Source organism: Bacillus sp. JAS24-2, from assembly GCF_008274905.1.
In the GTDB taxonomy this organism is placed as follows: domain Bacteria; phylum Bacillota; class Bacilli; order Bacillales; family Bacillaceae_G; genus Bacillus_A; species Bacillus_A cereus.
This window is the reverse complement of record NZ_CP031068.1, coordinates 1,947,714-1,967,510: the sequence shown is the minus strand read 5'-3', so window position 1 is coordinate 1,967,510 and position 19,797 is coordinate 1,947,714. Positions and strand designations below refer to the sequence as shown.

The window sequence follows — 19,797 nt, the reverse complement described above, 5'->3', positions numbered from 1 at the left end:
TTGTTTTTATTTTAATCCTTCAACGATGTCTGATAGTTCACTCCATCTTTCCATCTTTTTTTCTAGCTCTTCTTCTGTTTTCTGCTGTGCTTCAGATAATTCTTGTGCCTTTGTGAAGTCAGATCCAACTTTCGCAAGTTCTTCTCCAATTGACTCAATTTTTTCTTCAAGTTCGGCAATTGTATCTTCAATCGTTTCCCATTCACGCTGCTCATTATATGAAAGTTTACGTTTACGTTGTTGTTTTGGAGCTTCTTCTACTACTTTTTTCTCTTTTTGAACTTCCGCTTTCTCCATAAGTTCTCTCGTTTTTTCCATTTCTAAATAATCTGTATAACTACCTAGGAATTCACGCACTTCGCCTCCGCCAGTAAAGATGAACAGTTCATCTACTACTTTATCTAAGAAGTAACGGTCATGCGATACAGTTAAAACGACACCTGGGAAATCTTCTAAATAATCTTCTAGTACTGTTAATGTTTGTGTATCTAGATCATTCGTAGGTTCATCAAGTAAAAGTACGTTTGGTTCTCCCATTAAAATACGTAATAAATATAAACGTCTTCTTTCACCACCAGATAGTTTACCAAGCGGTGTACCATGTGAATGCGTCGGGAATAAGAAACGTTCTAACATTTGAGATGCACCAATTACTTTTCCATCTGTCGTATGAATAACTTCTGCAATCTCTTTAATGTATTCAATCATACGCTGATTTAAATTCATCTCTTCATTTTCTTGCGTATAATAAGCAACTTTTACAGTTTGCCCAACTTCAATTTCACCACTATCAGGAGATAACTTACCTGCAAGCATATTTAATAGCGAAGATTTCCCGCTTCCATTCGCTCCAATAATTCCGATGCGATCGCCTGGTTTCACAATATGATTAAAGTTGTTTAATACCGTTTTATCACCAAATTTTTTCGTTACATCTTTTAACTCAAGTACTTTTTTCCCAAGACGGCTACCGCTAAGTGCAATATCAACTGACTGTTTTGCAGCTGGTCCTTCTAGTTCCTTTAGCTCATCAAAACGCTGAATACGCGCCTTTTGTTTCGTAGAACGGGCTTTTGCACCACGACGAATCCAAGCAAGTTCACGACGATATAAATTTTGGCGTTTCGATTCTTGTGCCAATTCTTGCTCTTCACGAAGTGCTTTCGCTTCTAAAAATGTACTATAGTTTCCTTCGTAGCTATATAATTTACCATTATCTAATTCAAAAATACGGTTCGTCACACGATCTAAGAAATAACGATCATGGGTTACAAGTAATACCGCACCTGTATATCTTGCTAAATATTCTTCTAACCATTCAACTGTCTCATGGTCAAGATGGTTCGTAGGCTCGTCTAAAATTAATAAATCAGGTGTTTCAATAAAACATTGTGCCATTGCGATACGTTTTTTCTGTCCACCAGATAAATTCCCAACAATTGCAGTGAAATCTGTAATTCCTAATTTCGTTAAAAGAGATTTCGCACTTGCATTTGCTTCCCATGCACTCATTGCATCCATACGTTGCTGCACTGCAAATAATTGTTCCTGTACTTTTTCATTACTTGGATCTTTTTCAATATTTAATAGTGCTTTTTCATAATCACGAAGAAGACGAATTAAAGGTGTATCACCATGGAACACTTGCTCTAATACTGTTAGTTTTTCATCAAACTCTGGTTGCTGTGATAAATAACTAATTGTATACCCACGTGAATACGTCATATCACCTGTATCAGGAGTTTCTAATCCTGCAATTATTTTTAATAATGTCGATTTACCAGTTCCGTTTACACCGATAATTCCGACACGTTGTCCTTCTGTAATACTACATGATAATCCATCAAATAACGGCTTTTCTCCATATGATTTTGATAAGTTCTCCACAGTTAACATTTTCATATTTGTGCATTCCACTCTTTCATAAATTGTTCAATAAACTGTTCCATATAACGATGACGAATTTCAGCCTCTTGTTTTGCTGCATTCGTATTCATTAAATCTTTTAATTTCAAAAGTTTTTCATAAAAATGATTTAAAGATGGATCATTATTTTTTCTATACTCTTCTTTCGTCATTTCTTCACGCGGCGGAATAGTTGGGTCATACATTAATCTCCCTTTCGCCCCGCCATATGCAAAGGTACGAGCTATTCCAATTGCTCCAAGGGCGTCTAAGCGATCCGCATCTTGAACAAGCTTCCCTTCAAGTGAATCCACTTTACCGCCATGGCCACCTTTATAAGACATATTGGCGATGATATGAAGAATATGTTTACTTTCCTTTTCTTCAACACGTAGCTCTTCTAACCAATCAGAAACTTTTTTCATTCCTGCTTCTTCACTTTCATTTAGCTTTTCATCTGCCACATCGTGAAGTAATGCTGCCATTTCAATTATAAAACGATTTCCACCTTCTTGCTCAGATAAAGAAATCGCCATTTTATGTACACGTTCAATATGATACCAATCATGCCCACTCGCATCTTTTTCTAAAATATGTTTTACAAAAGTAATTGTTTTTTGAATTTTTTCTTGTTTTGTCATTTTATCTTCACCCAGTTACTTATTGTAACACGCCCGCATTTTTTCATCACATATTTTCTTGTCCGCCCATACACTAGGTGGTAGGCATCATCATGAAGGAGGAATAAACATGTTCTATAATAATCAACCGCCTTATCCAAGGCAACCATTGTATCCTCAACAACAAGAACAGAGATACACAGAACAATACGAAGAACAAGAGTTACAACAGCAAGAACCACAATATGACGAAAACCCATATGCAACAACGCAAAATCAAGAAACTGAATTTCAACAAAATCCATATGAAACACGTCCAAATTATGAATATCCTCAAAATCCATATGTAATACCACAAAACCAAGAACAACAATATCAACAAAATCCATATGCAGCACCACAAAATCAAGAACAACAATATCAACAAAATCCATATGTAGCACCACAAAACCAAGAACAACAATATCAACAAAATCCATATGTAGCACCACAAAACCAAGAACAACAATATCAACAAAATCCATATGTAGCACCACAAAACCAAGAACAACAATATCAACAAAATCCATACACAACTCAACCACAACAACCGCAATACCAACAACAAATGTATCAACCAAACTACGACGTACGTGTCTCACCACCTAAACCACCAACAATAGATCCAACTCAACCACAAATCTTACCACCTGGACCAACACTAGACATTACACAACCACAAATCTTACCACCTGGACCAATTACTGAACCAACACAACAACAAATTCAACAAGTTGTCGGTACACAGTTTTTACCTTTCAAGAAACCCGTACTAGATTTCGTAAAACCATGGGTAGATTACGGTTTAAATGAAGCAAAACATACATCACATGAACACGCATTAACAGAAGTTGCTGCGATTATGTTTTTAGTTGGTAAAGGCTTCAATCCGACGATCGCACATTATATCGTTGAATCTTGGGAGAAGAATGAACAGTTTTAGAATTGTTTATTTGATAAAATATAAAAAACACAAAAGTGCCAAACCCCTTATACCACAAGGGTTTTGGCACTTTTTAATATCTAAAACAAATTTTATTGAAATAATTATTTTTATAGATTTTCATACTTTTTTATATAGTACGTGAACATATACAGTACAAAATTACACCTTTGTATACACATTTTTAGAAACATCTTACGTTTATCAAACAATAACCAAAAGACGTACCTGCAACCTCATCATATAAATAATAGATATTAAAAAGAGGACACTATAAGCGCCCTCTTCCTTAGGTTTTAAATATGTTCTCCATGATCCATAAACACTTCAATTGCTTCGTTTTGTGGTATGTCTTTTACATTAGTAAGACCAAAAGTAAAAACAGCGGATAACATCATCATTAATAAGATTGCTTTTTTCATTTTAGCGCCCTTCTTTCTATGCTCTTTTTGTCTGCATCTAAAGCGATGTGCAAATACTTGCTTGCTTTTCTGTGATTTTCTGAACCATAGAATCTTTCACCTAAAAGAGAAGCATATTCTTTTACCCAATCATATAATTCTTCTTTTTCAAAATACGAAATACCTTCTATAACCACATTTTCTAATTCTTCTTGCGGTACATAGTTATGTACTGCTTTTAAAATTCGGAAATGATGACGATAACATAAGTCGCTAATCTTATAGCCATTCTCAATATATTCATTAGCGATATGACTATAACCTAACTTAAAATGTTCTCTTGCTAAAAGAAACATAGTTTTAGCGTTATTTTCTAATGAATCCTCTAAGTGTTTAATTGCTAACTCTGGCATGTTTTGACTTGCGTATAAAAGTCCTAAATTATGCTTAACTCGTTTAATAAGAAGTTCATCATTAGATTTTTGGAAGGTACCTAGTGCTGAAAGTAAATATTCCTCTGCACTTTCGAATTCATTTAGTCGAATGTGTGCCATTCCTAAAGTATTTAAGCATGCTGCAGTTTTTAATTCATACCCTGGACTAATTGAAAATACTTCATTCGCCTTTGTAGCAAATTGAACTGCTAGGATCGGTTTTAATACGTGATAGTAATGGACTGCAAGCCAATAATTAAATTCAGCTTTTTCAATTTCAGCATGCATGTACTCTAAAAACGTTCCAGCTTTTTCAAATTGCATTCTTGCTTCACTATGGTTTGCTTTATTAATAGCGTAAATTGCTTTAAATAAATGATGATAGTACTCTAAAAATGTTTCTGTAGACTCTGGTAAAGGCTCGATTTTGTCCAGAATATCTTTTGTACTATCCATATCCCGAATTAGCAGTTTATACCGTGCATTCAATAAAGCGTAGTAGACTAATATTGTTTGGTCTTCCTTAATATTATTGATTTTATTTGCAATATCTTCTTTTATTTTCTGAGACTGTAATACACGTTGTGAAATCATAGCTTGATACCATTCGTTTAATAATTTTGTGATTTCTTCTTTAGAAATAATGTCAACACTCATCTACTTCTACCCCCTTTTGTTAAATGTTATCATGACATGCTTGTTTGCATAAATAAGTTTTTGAATATTCTAACTTGAAAAAATTATTTTTGAATATTCATGTTAACAAAATGGTCCCTTTTCAAACCTTAAAAAAGAACACATGTTTGTTTGTAGTGGCGTTAAAAAAACAAAAGTGAGGTATTACATCATGGGATATAACAGCTTTCCTGTAGTACGTGGAAGAGGTATGGTGAAATGGAATCCGTTTGCTTCAATACCGGAGCAATACGAGGAAATACATAGAATGTTTGAGGAACAATATAAAGTACCTAAACCTTTTTTAACACAAGATACTATGGAACGAATAGAAAGAGCGTTAATGCAATCTTTTCACGAGGAAGAAGAAATACATATCTCATACTATCGTGATGGAATGGTGCAAGACATGTACATAAATGTATTACATATTGAACCGATGACGAAAACTATATATTGTACAGATGCCTTTGGTTTGAATACTAAGTTTAAGTTTGATGAATTGGTGAATATAAATTAAAAGAAGCCGCCCGACAGGACTGAAGTGCACCCCAATTGTTAGACACAGCCTAACAATTGGGGTGCACTTCACATATATAGGTGGCTTTTGTACGACAAAAAAAAAGAGCTCTGCTATACAGCAGAGCAAAAGAAAAATATATAACCCTATAAAAATAATACAAATTATTGATACTTTCAAAAGACGAAATTTAAATTTCCATCACAATAATAGCTATGTTTAAGTATGAAACATTCTACCTTCACTATAGCTATGAATATTCTTATTTTAGAATTCCATAGTATCCAAATAGCTCTTTGAGAGATACCTCAATACCGAACTTCTTCAAAGAATCTTTTCTTTGTTCAAAGAGAAGTTCTAAAACTTTTTTCTTATCTTTGTCTCTTCCATAATGAATCAACCTATGACAGTTCGGACATATACTAACTATATTTCCAACAACATCTAAACTATTTTCAAAATCATGTTGCATTCTTAACGGTATTAGATGATGGGCCTCCATATAATTTTTTCGGCTGGCTTCCGATACAAATGTTTCATGTGTGTCATCTATTTCACATTTAAATTCTGCCTGTTTAATAGCTTGTTTAGCTTTTTTCGGATCACGAGGCCATACTTCCCTACCAGATTCCATTTTAGTTTTTTTTCGATTTTCCGGTTTCTCTTCTTCTGCAATCTTTACTTTACTAAAATCCGAATCAATATTAGCCTGATACATATCTTCCTCTTGCTCATCCTCAGAAAGAATAAAGCTCTCATTCAACGCTTTAATAATATTATCAATAGATTTATATTTTGCTAATTTTATTGAATCAATATATGAATATATAAATTTAAAAGATTAAAATAAAAATAAGTACACATGTTTTATTAGGAGGTATATGTATGTCCAACAGCACTTCATGGCTAGATGAAATTATAGCAATATTAACCGAACTAGATGGAGCAGGAACACTGAATCAAATTAAAACAAAGGTTATGGAGCGTAATAAAATTGACTTGAATAGATACCAACACGAACAGTCTATAGCTGCAAGAATTAGAAAGACCATTTATCAGGTAAACTATCATAAAAACGTTCAATGGCCGCTACTAAAACTAAATCTTCTAAATGAGCAGTTTTAAGGTTGTTTATTTTTAAAAACATCAAAAATGCCAAATCCCTTATATCACAAAGGATTTGGCATTTTTAAGTATCTAGAACACGCGCTAAATTTAAGGAGAAATTAACAGACATGAGTCCGGTATAATGCCGTGTCCACCCCCAAGGATCGGTTACATAAAATAGCGTATCTAACCTGGGAAGTCTATTGGCCTTTTTCCCTTATAGTAACGCTCTCTTCTACTAAGACCTTTTCTTTCTAGGGCCTACAATTAATTTAATCGCTGTTCTTTCTTCATTATTGATAGAAATCTCTTGAAACGCTGGAACAAAAGCTAAGTCAATACCACTTGGAGCGACGAACCCTCTTGCAATCGCAATTGCTTTAATCGCTTGATTTATAGCTCCAGCCCCAATCGCTTGAATTTCCACATTACCACTTGTTCTTAGTACTCCTGCTATTGCACCTGCGACTGAATTTGGGCTTGATTTTGAAGATACCTTTAATATATTTTCCATGTAAGTTGCTCCCTCTATTATTTAATCTCTCTTTCGTTACAATTTTAAATATTTTAGCGTATCTTTAATTACTATTCACACCAAAAACAAACGATGCTTCATATGTATATTATTCTATATTTTCTGACTTTTTCCTGCTCAGCTACGCAAATAAAAAATAAACTGAATAACCTAATATAAATATAGCTAAATATTATAACTTCACCAAATGATAACATCCATACAGCTAAAGGTAATATTTCTGTTTTGTCAGACTAAATAAATATAGTAAAGTGAAATTTTAATGAGTGGGGGTTTAATTCATCCCCCACCTAACTTCTTTGCTTTCGCTGAATTTTGAGATGGGAGTCTTACTGCTCGGAAAATAGCGGGATAAACGTTTCCTCGTTACTTCAATCTATTTAGAAATTCCATTTATTTTTCTATCAAATTATAAACCTTATCATCTTCAAAAGGTGTTACAGGTAATACCCAAATACTACACTTCATCATTTGACCACTTTATATTCCAAATCTATTTCCTTTTATAGTACAAGCATACACGCCAATTGTGATTCATCTTCATAAACTACTATGTGGTTTAAATTTATTAAGAATAGGAGGTAATATTTTGGGTTCATACTATCATTCTTCAAACTCGTATAAAAAATGCTCATGCAAATCTTCTTCCAGTTCAAATAAAAAATGTTCATGTGACCATTCACATAAACGAAGCTGTCCTGCATACGGAACTTTTTGGCAAACTGAATTTATAACTGTTCCTTTTGGAGATCCTTTTCCATTTAATCACGTTGGACCTTTAGCAGGAGGTGTTTCCTTACTAAATCCTACTACTATACACTTTAGACAAGCTGGTGATTATAGAGTTTCGTTCATTTCCAGTATTAATACTACTTTAAATCCTGTATTTCCACATATCCCAGTCATAACTATATTTTTAAATAACAATCCACTTGCTAATAGTCAAGGTGACTTCGCTATTCAAATGAATACTTCATCAAATAACGAATGTCTTCAACTCGTTGGCGAAACGATTGTTACAGTGCCTGCTAATTCAACTCTTCAACTTAGAAATAATAGTGGTTTTAATCGTCAAAGTATTGTAACTTGTGACAATGGTATAAATTCAGTTGAATTAACAGTTACAAAACTAAGTTAAAATTATTTCTTCACATTCAGATGCTATTTCAGCATCTTTTTTTATTGAATAACAGTTTTTTCAACTTTTATTATCTCTCCCCACATAAAAAAGTGCAGAATTCTTTCTAACACAAGATTTCTGCACTTTTTTATTATACTTATTTATTCTTCCTTATTTCTCTACATAAACCGACTTAACAATCGTACGATTATATGGTTTTCCTTCTTTATTCATCCCTTTTATATCCATCGTAACGTTATATACTCCCGGTTGTTTTATATCTTTCAAAGCACCTGTAAATGTATTCGTATTAACATTTTGTAATTCATTAAATTCAGAGACTAACTTACCTTCTTTATTAACGACTCTTACTGTTATGGAAAGATCCCCTTTCATTTCAGGTGCTACAGGTGATTTTTTCAGTTTATACTCAGGTTTATTTACTTTAACTTTTGTAGGCATTCGAAGAACAAATGGTGCGTCATCCTTGTAATCGCTTACAACTAAATATGCATCTTTCGACTGCTTCGCCATCATTTTGATTTTCCATTCGCCTACTTCCAATTTATCAAACTTAAATGTTCTAATTGTCGCCCCATTAAAGAAAGATTCGCCTTCACCAGTAGTTATAGCGCTATCTTTATTTGCATAGATTTTTCCTTTTGGAGATACCATTTGTACTTCTACATCAGAAGAAGCAGTTAGTACAGAAACTATTCCTTCAGCCTTTTTATCAACAGAAATACTTTGCTCTATCCACTGATTTTGTGGTAATTCGCCTCCTAAAATATTTTGATTTGAAGTTGTATTTAATTGTTCTAGATCTTCATTTGAACTAGTGCTGGATGCTACTAAAGCTGGTAATCCCACATTTGTCGTACGTAAATATGGTTCAATTCGTGCAAAAACAGCTGATCCTTTTCTTATATTGTCATGATCAAATCTGGAATCTGTAAATAAATGTGTACCGTACGATAGCTTCGCACTCCATTCATTTACTAGTCCATCATTTGAACCGTACGATGATAAATATAACCCGCCCATAGATAATGCAGAAAATGTTGGCCCCCAGCTAGTTCCAGTAGCCGTATAGTAACGGTTTAATTTAGCTGCTGGGTTGTTATCTATTATTGAACGAAACTTTGCCATTTCACCTATTTGTAACGAATACGTACCATCATCTTTTTGACCTAATATAGAAGCAAGCCAACCTGCCCACCAACTATATGACAAATCTGCTAAATTTGAGCCGTGATGCGGTGTAGCAAGTGTAATAACATTACCAACAAATCGATTCGCACCATATTCAACTAATGCGGCTTGTGTATCAATACCACCTTTACTATGCGCTACAATATTAACTTTTTTACCGAAATGATTATATATTTCTTCAAGTTTTTGTGCTAACAATTTTCCGTTATCCCACTGACTAGCCGAACCTTTCCCTGCAGCATCATACAATTGTATAAACACTGTTTGATAGCCTGCTTTTAAAGCATAATCATACATATCATTTATATCATGATATACTGTCTTTCCATACCAACTATCAGCATTACCATTTCTTCCTTGTACAAAGAGAATTGGCGGTTTATTCTCATCATAATTAGCAGGTTTTTGGCCTAAAAACCATTCTCCAGGTGTGAATACTTCTGTATCAGGAAACCCCTTTCCAAGCTCTTTTATAACTTCTGCCTGTACATTTGTGCTAATCGTTGGAGCCATGATAAAAAATACAATTAGTAAGGCCACACATCTTCTCATCAGTCGCATATTACTCCCCCTATTTTTTTGAAAGAAGGTGTTCTTTATAATATTTTATATTTTCCCTTCCTTAATAATAGCTAATCTTTTATTTTTAAAAGATGTTAGCCCTATTTTTAGAAGGTTACTAGTTGTATACCCTCTTCCTTAACTCTCGTTATTCTCTTTGTTTCTACCTCTTCCTTTTGATAGAATACGACAAAAAAGTTTCTCAATAATTGTTACCTTCGCTACACCCAGATATTTTTTAAATCATTATTGTTTATATAAAGCATACAAATCTTGAAAAAATTTTAGTAAAAAAACATTTTATTACTAGTTAGTTATTTAAAAATATAATAAAGATATGTACTTTCTTTTCATTAAATACAAACTAATTTTAAAGGAGCTTGTATTATAAGACTTTCCTACGATTAAAAATTAAACTGAAATTTCCGAATAGAAAATCATATTTCCAGAAACATATATTATGATAATTTCCGCACACTTGAATTAACTTTTTAGAAGTACTAACCTATCGGTGAACAGAAGAAAATTCTGTAAAAAGAAAGGAGAATACTTTATGATGACCAAATTACAAAAGGAGTTTTTTAAACGCTTAGAAATTCCTGCAAAAGAAATAACATTTGATGATTTAGATGAAATTCTCTTGAAAATGGGAATGATTCTCCCCTATGAAAATCTTGATATTATGGCTGGTACTATTAAAAATATCTCAAAAGATAACTTAATAGAAAAGTTACTTATTCAAAAACGAGGTGGACTTTGTTATGAATTAAACTCCCTATTGTATTATTTTTTAATTGATTGTGGGTTTCAAGTATACAAAGTAGCCGGTACTGTTTATGACCTTTACGATAATAAATGGAAACCCGATGATGGTCATGTCATTATCATATTAAGTCATGAGGATAAAGATTATGTTGTGGATGCAGGTTTTGCATCTCATCTCCCTTTACATCCAGTCCCTTTTAACGGAGAAGTCATCTCCTCTCAAACAGGAGAATATCGAATTCGTAAGCGAAATACTCGAAAAGGTACGCATATTTTAGAAATGAGAAAAGGAGCTAACGGGGAATCTACAAGTTTCTTACAGTCTGAACCTTCAAACGAATGGAAAATAGGCTATGCTTTCACTGTAGATCCAATAGATGAGAAAAAAGTGAATAAGATTCAAAAAGTGATTGTAGAGCATAAAGAATCTCCTTTTAATAAAGGAGCTATCACTTGTAAATTAACTACTTATGGTCACATATCATTAACAAATAAAAATTATACAGAAACCTTTAAAGGCACCAAAAATAAACGACCAATAGAATCTAAAGATTATGCTCGCATTCTTCGTGACTCTTTTGGAATAACGCAAGAGAAATATGTAGGAAAAACACTAGAAAGAGGCTAGTTGACTACAAGTATTTCATAATAAAGCAGATTCTATATTTAGAATCTGCTTTATTTTATATTTTGTTATAAATTAATTTAATTTTGTTGTTACCCTTTAATTTTCAATTATATACTCATCATCATATTTATCGTATTGTAGCCCTTTCCCTATCTTTGACTCCGTAACTTGATCTCTTAAAAACGGTGCAGCATCCATTTTACTAGTTGCAATTTCAATTCCATATTTTTTCGTTAAATGAGCTAACTCTATTAAAAACCACTCTCTTCGCAATGTAACTGGAATATCCAATGTTTTTCTTTTCATATATAATAGCACCTCTTTTATTTTCATAGCTTAAAAATATCACTGGATGCACTTATTAAAACTACCTTTCACCGCTAACATCCAATGAAACATTATAGTATATGCATGTCCATTTCAAACGTGCTATCACAAATATGATATTTAAGTTTGCATAATTATATTATGTGATAGTAGGAAAGGAAGGCATGTCCCTTCCTCTTCTACTATAGAGATTTAAATTAAGAACATCTTGGTACACCTAAAGCTAAAAATAAACCTGCTACTCCCGCAGTAATCGGTACTTTTAACGTAATAACATCATCTACCTTCGTTACTAAAAAGTAAGCATTACCTTCTTGTAATATACAAGTTACCAACAATTGAAATTCCATTCAAATCTCCTCCTTTCAATCGATATACTATAATTTATGAAATCTCTTTCAAAAAGTAATAGGAAATATATCCATTTTTCCTTATATATAAAATAAATGTTTATGAGTCTATTAAAAATATTAATTTTCTAAATTTATACAAAACGTGTAATATCCAATAAATTCCTATATAACCAATAAGAAGAATCTTACAAATGGAGGTATGAAAATGTCAATTTTAAGTAATATTGGTGCAGCTTTATTTTTTATTGCTTTTATTCTTTTAATCTTATGTATCATTTCATTCTTTAAGAAAAATGGAAAAGCAAAACAATATGGACGTCCTACCGTTATTCTTTTTATGATTTCTATTATATTAATAACGGCCGGTACAACAAAATCGGAACACCCCGTCGTCGAGTTTTTTTCTACTTTAAGTTTCATTCTATTTATATTCTTCCTTGTTCTAGCAATCTTATCTGTTATTAAGAAAACAGGTATAGCGAAAAAACAATTTATTATTACAGCTGTATTATTTGTCATTTTTGTTGCGTTATTAGGTATTTCAGCTCCTTCTTCTGAAAAAACGACAGCAACTAGTACAAAAGTTGCCTCTAATAATGAAGAGCCAAAAGATAGCGAACAGAAAAAAGAGCTAGAAAAGAAAGAGGCGGACGAAAAAACTCAAAAGCAAGAAGATGAGAAGCGTCTAGCCGAAGAACAAGCTCGTAAGCAAGAGGATGAAAAACGTCAGGCTGATGAACAAGCTCGCAAACAACAAGAAGAACAAAAACGTCAGGCTGATGAACAAGCTCGTAAGCAAGAGAATGAAAAACGTCAGGCTGATGAACAAGCTCGTAAGCAAGAGAATGAAAAACGTCAGGCTGATGAACAAGCTCGTAAGCAAGAGGATGAAAAACGTCAGGCTGATGAACAAGCTCGTAAACAACAAGAAGAACAAAAAGCACAGCAAGCTCAAACACAACCAGCTAATGGTAATACTGATAGTGCATACTACAAAAATTGTGCTGCAGTTAGAGCAGCTGGGAAAGCTCCTTTACATAAAGGGCAACCAGGTTATAGCTCTCATCTTGATCGTGATGGCGATGGAATTGCATGTGAAAAATAGTAATAAAAAAGAAGCTTTTACTAAGCTTCTTTTTTATTAACGTAAAATATTACCACTTATTACTTTCCCCCTTATTTTAATAACATTCTTCTTATTATTCTCAAAAACGACACAGAATAAGTGATTTCAATCACTACATAGATTTTAATTTATCGCTATTCTTAATTCAGATATTACATTAAAATTTTATGGAGGCATTCATATGGAACATACATTTACTGAAACTTCAATTGTTGGTGAGATTGTTACACAATTTCCGAAAGCTAGTGATCTTTTTAAATCATATAGAATAGATTTTTGTTGTGGCGGTAATAAGCCACTTATTGATGCAATTCATGAAAGAAATTTATCAGCTACTGAAGTGCTTACAGAGTTAAATACGCTTTATCATAATACGAAACGATTAAATGAATCGGAAATTGATTGGAAAAATGCTTCTTATCGTGAATTGATTGATTATGTCATAAATAAGCATCACCGCTATTTAAATGAAGAATTACCACAGTTAAGTCCATATGTGACAAAAGTATTACGTGTTCATGGGGCAAGTCAGCCTCATTTTGCTCAAATTCATAAGCTATTTCATGAACTTAGAATGGAATTAGAACAGCATTTAATTAAAGAAGAAATGGAAGATTTTCCATTAATTTTAGAATTTGAACAAAATCCAACTAATGAAAACTATACTAAGTTACGTAAAGTAGTAAATGAACTAGAAAATGAGCACAATCATGCTGGAAATATTATAAAAGAACTTCGTAAAGTGACAAATGACTTTACTCCTCCAGAAGGTGCTTGCGGTACTTATCGACTTGTTTACCAACGCCTCGAAGCGCTAGAGTCTGATTTATTTGAGCATATTCATTTAGAAAATAATATTTTATTTCCGCGTGCCATTACGAAAGCATAAATCAAGTGCAGGACATGAGTGTAAATACTTATGGCCTGCTTTTTCGTTTCGCGAAAAATATTCACATCCCCTTCACATAAAACCGAATTTTAACAATTTGTGAATCATTATAAAGATGTGATAAATATCACATCTCCCCCTTATTTGATTTTCTATAATAAAAATATAATCCTTTGTTCAATATTTCACATAAAAAGGGGAAACGAAAATGAAAAAACGTTTAGTTATGATCGGAAATGGTATGGCTGGCATTCGCTGTATGGAAGAAATCTTAAAACATGATAGTGATTCATATGAGATTACTATTTTTGGAGATGAACCGCATCCAAACTACAACCGCATTATGCTCTCTCATGTTTTACAAGGCAAAACAAATATACAAGATATCATTATGAATGAATACAGTTGGTATGAAGAAAACGAAATAACTTTGTATACGAATGAAAGAGTTCAAAGTATTAACCGAGAAGAAAAAATTATTATTACAGAAAAGAAGCGTACTCTTACATACGACAAGCTCATTATCGCAACAGGTTCTAGTGCTTTTATTTTACCTGTTGAAGGTTCCGCACTTTCTGGTGTAACAGGATTTCGAACTATTGAAGATACACAATTTATGATAGATACCGCTAAAGAAAAGAAAAAGGCCGTTGTCATTGGTGGCGGGTTACTCGGTTTAGAAGCCGCAAGAGGTCTAATTGATTTAGGAATGGACGTACATGTTGTTCATTTAATGCCTAGCTTAATGGAGCAACAACTAGATACGAAAGCAGCTGCTCTTCTGCGTGAAGATTTAGAAGCACAAGGCATGAAGTTTTTAATGGAAAAGAAAACTGTAAAAATTCTTGGTACAGACCATGTTGAGGGCATTCAATTTGAAGACGGTGAAGTTGTAGATTGTGATTTAATCGTAATGGCTGTCGGAATACGGCCAAATACGCAAATAGCAAAAGATGCTGGTCTAATTGTAAATCGCGGTATTGTAGTCAATGACTATATGCTAACAAATGATGAGTCCATTTATGCAGTTGGAGAATGTGCAGAGCATGACGGTATCGCATATGGACTTGTTGCTCCTCTTTATGAACAAGGTGCGATATTAGCAAAACATATAACAAATTTACAAACTGATGGATATTCGGGCAGTATCGTCGGTACACAATTAAAAGTTGCTGGTTGTGATTTATTCTCTGCTGGCCAAATTTATGAAGATGATCAAACGAAAGCAATATCCATCTTTAATGAATGTAAACGTTCCTATAAAAAAATATTAATTCGTGATAATAAAGTCGTCGGTATCGTTTTATACGGTGATACAGCTGACGGTACCCGCCTCTTTAGCATATTAAAGAAAGAAGAAGATATACAAGAATATACACCAGCTTCCATTCTTCACAAAGCTGGTGAAGAATGTGAACTTGACGTTGCTACTATGAGTGCGGATGACACAATTTGCGGATGTAATGGTGTTACGAAAGGCACAATCGTTCACGCCATTTTAGAACAGGAGTTAAAGACTTTTGAAGAAGTTAAAGCCTGTACGAAAGCCGCAGGGTCTTGTGGTAAATGTCGTCCGCTTGTAGAACAAGTTTTATCTCATACACTTGGAGATGCTTTTGATGCTTCTGCACAGTCTACCGGTATGTGCGGATGTACACCTTTATCACGTGATGAAGTCGTAGCGGCCATTCATGAGAAAGGTTTAAAATCTCCAAAAGAAGTACGAAACGTTCTTGGTTTTGTACATGAAGATGGATGTTCGAAATGTCGTCCTGCTTTAAACTACTATTTACGTATGGCGATTCCAGAAGAATATGAAGATGATAAATCATCCCGTTTCGTGAATGAAAGAATGAATGGTAACATCCAGCACGATGGTACCTTCTCTGTTATTCCACGTATGTACGGAGGCGTTACAACAGCAGATGATTTAATGAAAATTGCTGAAGTTGCGAAAAAGTACGATGTTCCACTTGTGAAAATTACAGGTGCGAGCCGAATTGGCTTATACGGTGTTAAGAAACAAGATTTACCTAACGTATGGGCTGAATTAAATATGGCTTCTGGATATGCGTATTCAAAATCTCTTCGTAATGTAAAATCATGTGTTGGCTCTCGTTTCTGCCGTTTCGGTACGAAAGATTCATTAGGACTTGGTATGTTGCTTGAACAATCATTAGAAATGGTAGATACACCTCATAAAATGAAGATGGGTGTAACGGGCTGTCCACGTAACTGTGCGGAAGTACTGACGAAAGATTTTGGCGTTGTTTGTGTCGAAAATGGATACCAACTTTATATTGGCGGAAATGGTGGTACTGAAGTACGCGAAGCTGATTTTGTAATGATTGTCCCTACTGAAGATGATGTCCTTCGCATCGCTACAGCTTACATGCAATATTATCGTGAAACTGGTATTTATGGAGAGCGTACTGCCTACTGGACAGAACGATTAGGCTTCGATCACATAAAGGAAATACTGCAAGATGCAAATATGGTCACTAAGTTAAATGAACGTTTCCAAAAAGCTCGTGGCACATATAAAGAAGCATGGGGACAAGCACTAGAAACGAAATCATTAAAAGCGATGTATGAAGTAGAAACTGTGAAATAAGGAGCTGTGATCTATATGATACAAACGAAAGAAAAAATAAAAGTTATGCGTGCAGAAGACCTTCCTATTCAAATCGGTAAAGAGGTGCAAATGAAAGGTATGTCTTTCGCCCTATTCCGCCTTTCAAATGGCGATATTCGAGCTGTAGAAAATCGTTGTCCTCATAAAAAAGGGCCATTAGCGGAAGGTATTGTATCTGGAGAATTCGTCTTTTGTCCCCTACATGATTGGAAAATTTCACTACTAACAGGTGAAGTTCAAAAACCTGATGACGGTTGTATTCAAACGTATGAAGTAGAAGTTATTGACGGGGATATTTATATATACATGTAATTTAAAAAAGGAAGCCTCCCCTGGCTTCCTTTTAAATAAAAATAGACGAGGTGCGAATATGAACGGATATGTATATTTAGTTGGTGCAGGACCAGGTGATGAAGGGCTTATTACAAAAAAAGCGATAGAGTGCTTAAATCGTGCAGATATCGTCTTATATGACCGCTTATTAAACCCTTCCTTTCTTAATTATACAAAAGAAACATGTGAACTTATTTATTGCGGAAAAATGCCAAAGAATCATACTATGCGTCAAGAAATGATTAACTCACACCTCCTTCAATTTGCGAAAGAAGGAAAAATCATAGTCCGCTTAAAAGGCGGAGATCCATCTATTTTTGGCCGTGTTGGTGAAGAAGCAGAAACTTTAGCATCAGCAAATATTCCATATGAAATTGTACCAGGTATTACATCTAGCATCGCCGCTAGTATCTATGCAGGTATTCCCCTCACCCACCGTGACTACAGTAATAGTGTCACTTTATTAACCGGACATGCAAAAGGTCCTTTAACCGATCATGGAAAATATAATTCATCTTACAATAGCGACACGATTGCCTACTACATGGGTATAAAAAACTTACCTACAATTTGTGAAAACTTACTACAAGCAGGAAAAAAAGAAGATACGCCAGTAGCAGTCATTGAATGGGGTACAACTGGTAAACAGCGCGTTGTCACAGGGACACTGTCTACCATTGTTTCTATTGTCAAAAACGAAAATATTTCTAATCCTTCTATGACAATTGTTGGTGATGTCGTTTCCTTACGGGATCAAATCTCTTGGAAAGAACGCAAGCCATTGCACGGCAAGAAAGTTTTATTTGCATCTGCAACAAATAAAAAAAGCGCAATAAAGCAAATGTTACAAGAGTCCGGTGCAGAAATATATCAAATTCCAACTTTCAAAAAGAAAGAATACACATTAACCTCTGAACAAATCAATATGATTTTTACCGTTGATCGTCTTGTATTTTGTTCCGCTGACAGTGTAGACATCTTAATGCAATCATGCAGTAAATATCATAAAGATATTCGTTCCTTACAGGCAGAACTTCAGTATATGAATCTTTCTATTCAAGAAAAGCTCATGCAATATGGATTGTTAAGTAAACCTGCGCAATTTTCTTCGAATTCAACGATTTATTTAGGACGAAACATTAACCGAATTGCTGTTATTCAAGAAAAAATTGGTGCCGGTTCTTATATGATGACTCATGCATATACTATTGACGATCGCTTCGATGAAGTTCATTCTCGTATGCTTTCTGAATTCTCATGGGGAAGCATTGTGTTTGAAGGGCGTGCCTCAATTGATACATTTTTATCAGAAATAAAACGACTTGGCTTTATCGATATCCTTACTCTCCCTTTCTCGTATACCGACGTTCCAACTTTACACTATGCGAATAAAGTTGGATTTCATCATGTAGATGAGCAATTACAAAACATGATTATGAAGAAAGATTTGGTGCTGCGATGAAAGGAATTATATATGTTGGGCATGGGAGCCGGCTACAAGAAGGTAATGAACAATTCATTCATTTTGTTCAATCTGTTATAAAAGAACGTAACGAAAGAATTCAAAAAATTGCTTTCCTAGAACTAACGACACCTACCATTTCGGATGCAGTTACAGAAACATTACTAGAGGGCGCAACTGAAATAATGATTGTACCTGTTTTATTATTTGCAGCAGCTCACTATAAACGTGATATTCCTTTTGAAATAGAACAACTACAAAAGAAATATCCACAAATAACATTTTCAGTTGTACCTCCTTTTAGTACACATCCACATATGGTGGAACTTGTAGTGAAAAGAATACGTGAAGCTATGCCAATGCAAAATAGTAGTATTTTACTCGTAGGACGAGGCAGTAGTGATACACAACCGATACATGAGTTACAACAAATCGGAGCAGCCATCGAACGAAAACTTGGTATGCCAGTATCCTGTTCCTTTTTAACGAAAGGAACTCCCTCTTTTGCTGTTGAGCTCAAGGCTATAACATCGACTGCGTCCCATGTATATGTCATGCCATACCTTCTCTTTACCGGATTATTACTTCAAAAAATTGAATTGCATACAAAAAAATACAATCATGTTACGACTTGTAACTGTCTTCAGTTTGATACATATATGAAACTAACATTGTTAGAACGAATGGAGGAATGCATATATGTATAACATGTACCCTCTTATGTTTAATCTACAAAATAAAGTGGTTGTTATCATTGGTGGAGGTAAAATTGCATATCGAAAAGCGTCTGGATTAAAAGATACAGGCGCTTTCGTCACTGTTGTCAGCCCAGAAATTTGCGAGGAAATGAAGGAACTTTCTTATATTACTTGGAAGCAAAAAGCTTTTAGTAATGATGATATTAAAGATGCTCACCTTATTTATGCAGCTACAAATCAACACGCTGTAAATATGAGGGTCAAACAGGCCGCTCATGATTTCCAGTGGGTTAACGTTGTAAGTGATGGTACAGAATCATCTTTTCACACACCTGGCGTTATAAGAAATAATGATTATGTTGTCACTATTTCAACTTCTGGTAAAGATCCATCATTTACGAAGCGTTTGAAGCAAGAACTAACATCTATATTGCCTAAACTTATAAAAAAGATTTCTCGTACACATAAATTGTAATCTATTTCTTAGTTAAAATAGTAATTACCTTTGG

Annotated in this window: 21 protein-coding genes; 12 read left to right on the top strand and 9 right to left on the bottom strand. The window is 34.0% G+C overall.

Annotated features, from left to right (window positions below; translation table 11 throughout):
* Nucleotides 1-6: 6 nt before the first annotated feature.
* Nucleotides 7-1,902 carry an ABC-F family ATP-binding cassette domain-containing protein gene (locus tag DN407_RS10320; RefSeq protein WP_086409292.1) on the bottom strand — a complete coding sequence of 632 codons (1,896 nt, stop codon included), beginning with the start codon at nucleotides 1,900-1,902 and terminating at the stop codon, nucleotides 7-9.
* Entirely contained in the window at nucleotides 1,899-2,546 is a 648-nt protein-coding gene (locus tag DN407_RS10315) for an HD domain-containing protein (protein WP_000165969.1), read from the bottom strand. The genes DN407_RS10320 and DN407_RS10315 overlap by 4 nt, the downstream gene beginning before the upstream one ends.
* A gap of 109 nt (nucleotides 2,547-2,655) precedes the next feature.
* On the opposite strand from DN407_RS10315, the gene DN407_RS10310 reads away from it, so the two are divergent.
* Nucleotides 2,656-3,507, top strand: a complete 852-nt coding sequence (locus tag DN407_RS10310; protein ID WP_149216220.1) for a hypothetical protein — start codon at nucleotides 2,656-2,658, stop codon at nucleotides 3,505-3,507.
* Between the two features lie 296 nt (nucleotides 3,508-3,803).
* Here DN407_RS10310 and DN407_RS10305 read toward each other — a convergent pair whose 3' ends face one another.
* Both DN407_RS10305 and DN407_RS10300 read right to left on the bottom strand, forming a co-directional pair.
* Nucleotides 3,804-3,929 carry a hypothetical protein gene (locus DN407_RS10305; RefSeq protein WP_000709202.1) on the bottom strand — a complete coding sequence of 42 codons (126 nt, stop codon included), beginning with the start codon at nucleotides 3,927-3,929 and terminating at the stop codon, nucleotides 3,804-3,806.
* Entirely contained in the window at nucleotides 3,926-4,999 is a 1,074-nt protein-coding gene (locus DN407_RS10300) for a Rap family tetratricopeptide repeat protein (RefSeq protein WP_149216219.1), read from the bottom strand. Before DN407_RS10300 ends, DN407_RS10305 begins: the two co-directional genes overlap by 4 nt.
* Before the next feature lie 190 nt (nucleotides 5,000-5,189).
* Here DN407_RS10300 and DN407_RS10295 point away from each other — a divergent pair, with 190 nt between their 5' ends.
* Nucleotides 5,190-5,537, top strand: a complete 348-nt coding sequence (locus DN407_RS10295; RefSeq protein ID WP_000541073.1) for a YolD-like family protein — start codon at nucleotides 5,190-5,192, stop codon at nucleotides 5,535-5,537.
* A 262-nt stretch (nucleotides 5,538-5,799) separates the two neighbouring features.
* Here the strand turns inward: DN407_RS10295 and DN407_RS10290 are convergent, their stop codons facing one another.
* Nucleotides 5,800-6,255, bottom strand: a complete 456-nt coding sequence (locus tag DN407_RS10290; RefSeq protein ID WP_000283853.1) for an HNH endonuclease — start codon at nucleotides 6,253-6,255, stop codon at nucleotides 5,800-5,802.
* A 167-nt stretch (nucleotides 6,256-6,422) separates the two neighbouring features.
* Here DN407_RS10290 and DN407_RS10285 point away from each other — a divergent pair, with 167 nt between their 5' ends.
* Nucleotides 6,423-6,662, top strand: coding sequence for a hypothetical protein (locus tag DN407_RS10285; RefSeq protein ID WP_000071988.1), 240 nt, complete (start codon nucleotides 6,423-6,425; stop codon nucleotides 6,660-6,662).
* A gap of 220 nt (nucleotides 6,663-6,882) precedes the next feature.
* Here DN407_RS10285 and DN407_RS10280 read toward each other — a convergent pair whose 3' ends face one another.
* Nucleotides 6,883-7,158, bottom strand: a complete 276-nt coding sequence (locus DN407_RS10280) for a stage V sporulation protein S (RefSeq protein WP_000427801.1) — start codon at nucleotides 7,156-7,158, stop codon at nucleotides 6,883-6,885.
* A gap of 610 nt (nucleotides 7,159-7,768) precedes the next feature.
* On the opposite strand from DN407_RS10280, the gene DN407_RS10275 reads away from it, so the two are divergent.
* On the top strand, nucleotides 7,769-8,317 hold the full coding sequence (locus DN407_RS10275) for a hypothetical protein (protein ID WP_000536153.1): 549 nt from the start codon (nucleotides 7,769-7,771) through the stop codon (nucleotides 8,315-8,317).
* Between the two features lie 153 nt (nucleotides 8,318-8,470).
* On the opposite strand, the gene DN407_RS10270 is transcribed toward DN407_RS10275, so the two are convergent.
* Nucleotides 8,471-10,072: an esterase/lipase family protein gene (locus DN407_RS10270; RefSeq protein ID WP_149216218.1), complete on the bottom strand. Its 1,602-nt coding sequence runs from the start codon at nucleotides 10,070-10,072 to the stop codon at nucleotides 8,471-8,473.
* Between the two features lie 553 nt (nucleotides 10,073-10,625).
* Between DN407_RS10270 and DN407_RS10265 the strand changes: the two genes are divergently transcribed.
* Nucleotides 10,626-11,465, top strand: a complete 840-nt coding sequence (locus DN407_RS10265) for an arylamine N-acetyltransferase family protein (RefSeq protein WP_000988427.1) — start codon at nucleotides 10,626-10,628, stop codon at nucleotides 11,463-11,465.
* A gap of 96 nt (nucleotides 11,466-11,561) precedes the next feature.
* On the opposite strand, the gene DN407_RS10260 is transcribed toward DN407_RS10265, so the two are convergent.
* Nucleotides 11,562-11,771: a hypothetical protein gene (locus DN407_RS10260; RefSeq protein ID WP_000824207.1), complete on the bottom strand. Its 210-nt coding sequence runs from the start codon at nucleotides 11,769-11,771 to the stop codon at nucleotides 11,562-11,564.
* Between the two features lie 218 nt (nucleotides 11,772-11,989).
* Nucleotides 11,990-12,142, bottom strand: coding sequence for an exosporium protein ExsG (exsG, locus tag DN407_RS10255; RefSeq protein WP_000395679.1), 153 nt, complete (start codon nucleotides 12,140-12,142; stop codon nucleotides 11,990-11,992).
* A gap of 208 nt (nucleotides 12,143-12,350) precedes the next feature.
* Between exsG and DN407_RS10250 the strand changes: the two genes are divergently transcribed.
* The 7 genes from DN407_RS10250 to DN407_RS10220 all read left to right on the top strand — a co-directional run bounded on the left by DN407_RS10250 (nucleotide 12,351) and on the right by DN407_RS10220 (nucleotide 19,763).
* Nucleotides 12,351-13,250 (top strand): excalibur calcium-binding domain-containing protein, encoded by a 900-nt coding sequence (locus DN407_RS10250; RefSeq protein ID WP_149216217.1) that lies wholly within the window; start codon nucleotides 12,351-12,353, stop codon nucleotides 13,248-13,250.
* A 202-nt stretch (nucleotides 13,251-13,452) separates the two neighbouring features.
* Nucleotides 13,453-14,160, top strand: a complete 708-nt coding sequence (gene ric / locus DN407_RS10245) for an iron-sulfur cluster repair di-iron protein (RefSeq protein ID WP_149216216.1) — start codon at nucleotides 13,453-13,455, stop codon at nucleotides 14,158-14,160.
* A 208-nt stretch (nucleotides 14,161-14,368) separates the two neighbouring features.
* The gene (nirB, locus tag DN407_RS10240; protein ID WP_000746918.1) at nucleotides 14,369-16,774 is read left to right on the top strand and encodes an NADPH-nitrite reductase large subunit; all 2,406 of its coding nucleotides are present in this window, start codon (nucleotides 14,369-14,371) and stop codon (nucleotides 16,772-16,774) included.
* Nucleotides 16,775-16,789: 15 nt separating this feature from the next.
* Nucleotides 16,790-17,107 carry a nitrite reductase small subunit NirD gene (gene nirD, locus DN407_RS10235; protein ID WP_000616682.1) on the top strand — a complete coding sequence of 106 codons (318 nt, stop codon included), beginning with the start codon at nucleotides 16,790-16,792 and terminating at the stop codon, nucleotides 17,105-17,107.
* Between the two features lie 58 nt (nucleotides 17,108-17,165).
* Entirely contained in the window at nucleotides 17,166-18,590 is a 1,425-nt protein-coding gene (locus tag DN407_RS10230; RefSeq protein WP_098283103.1) for a uroporphyrin-III C-methyltransferase, read from the top strand.
* Nucleotides 18,587-19,297, top strand: coding sequence for a sirohydrochlorin chelatase (locus DN407_RS10225; protein ID WP_087967922.1), 711 nt, complete (start codon nucleotides 18,587-18,589; stop codon nucleotides 19,295-19,297). The genes DN407_RS10230 and DN407_RS10225 overlap by 4 nt, the downstream gene beginning before the upstream one ends.
* Nucleotides 19,290-19,763, top strand: a complete 474-nt coding sequence (locus tag DN407_RS10220; protein ID WP_087967923.1) for a precorrin-2 dehydrogenase — start codon at nucleotides 19,290-19,292, stop codon at nucleotides 19,761-19,763. The genes DN407_RS10225 and DN407_RS10220 overlap by 8 nt, the downstream gene beginning before the upstream one ends.
* The last annotated feature ends 34 nt before the right edge of the window (nucleotides 19,764-19,797 follow it).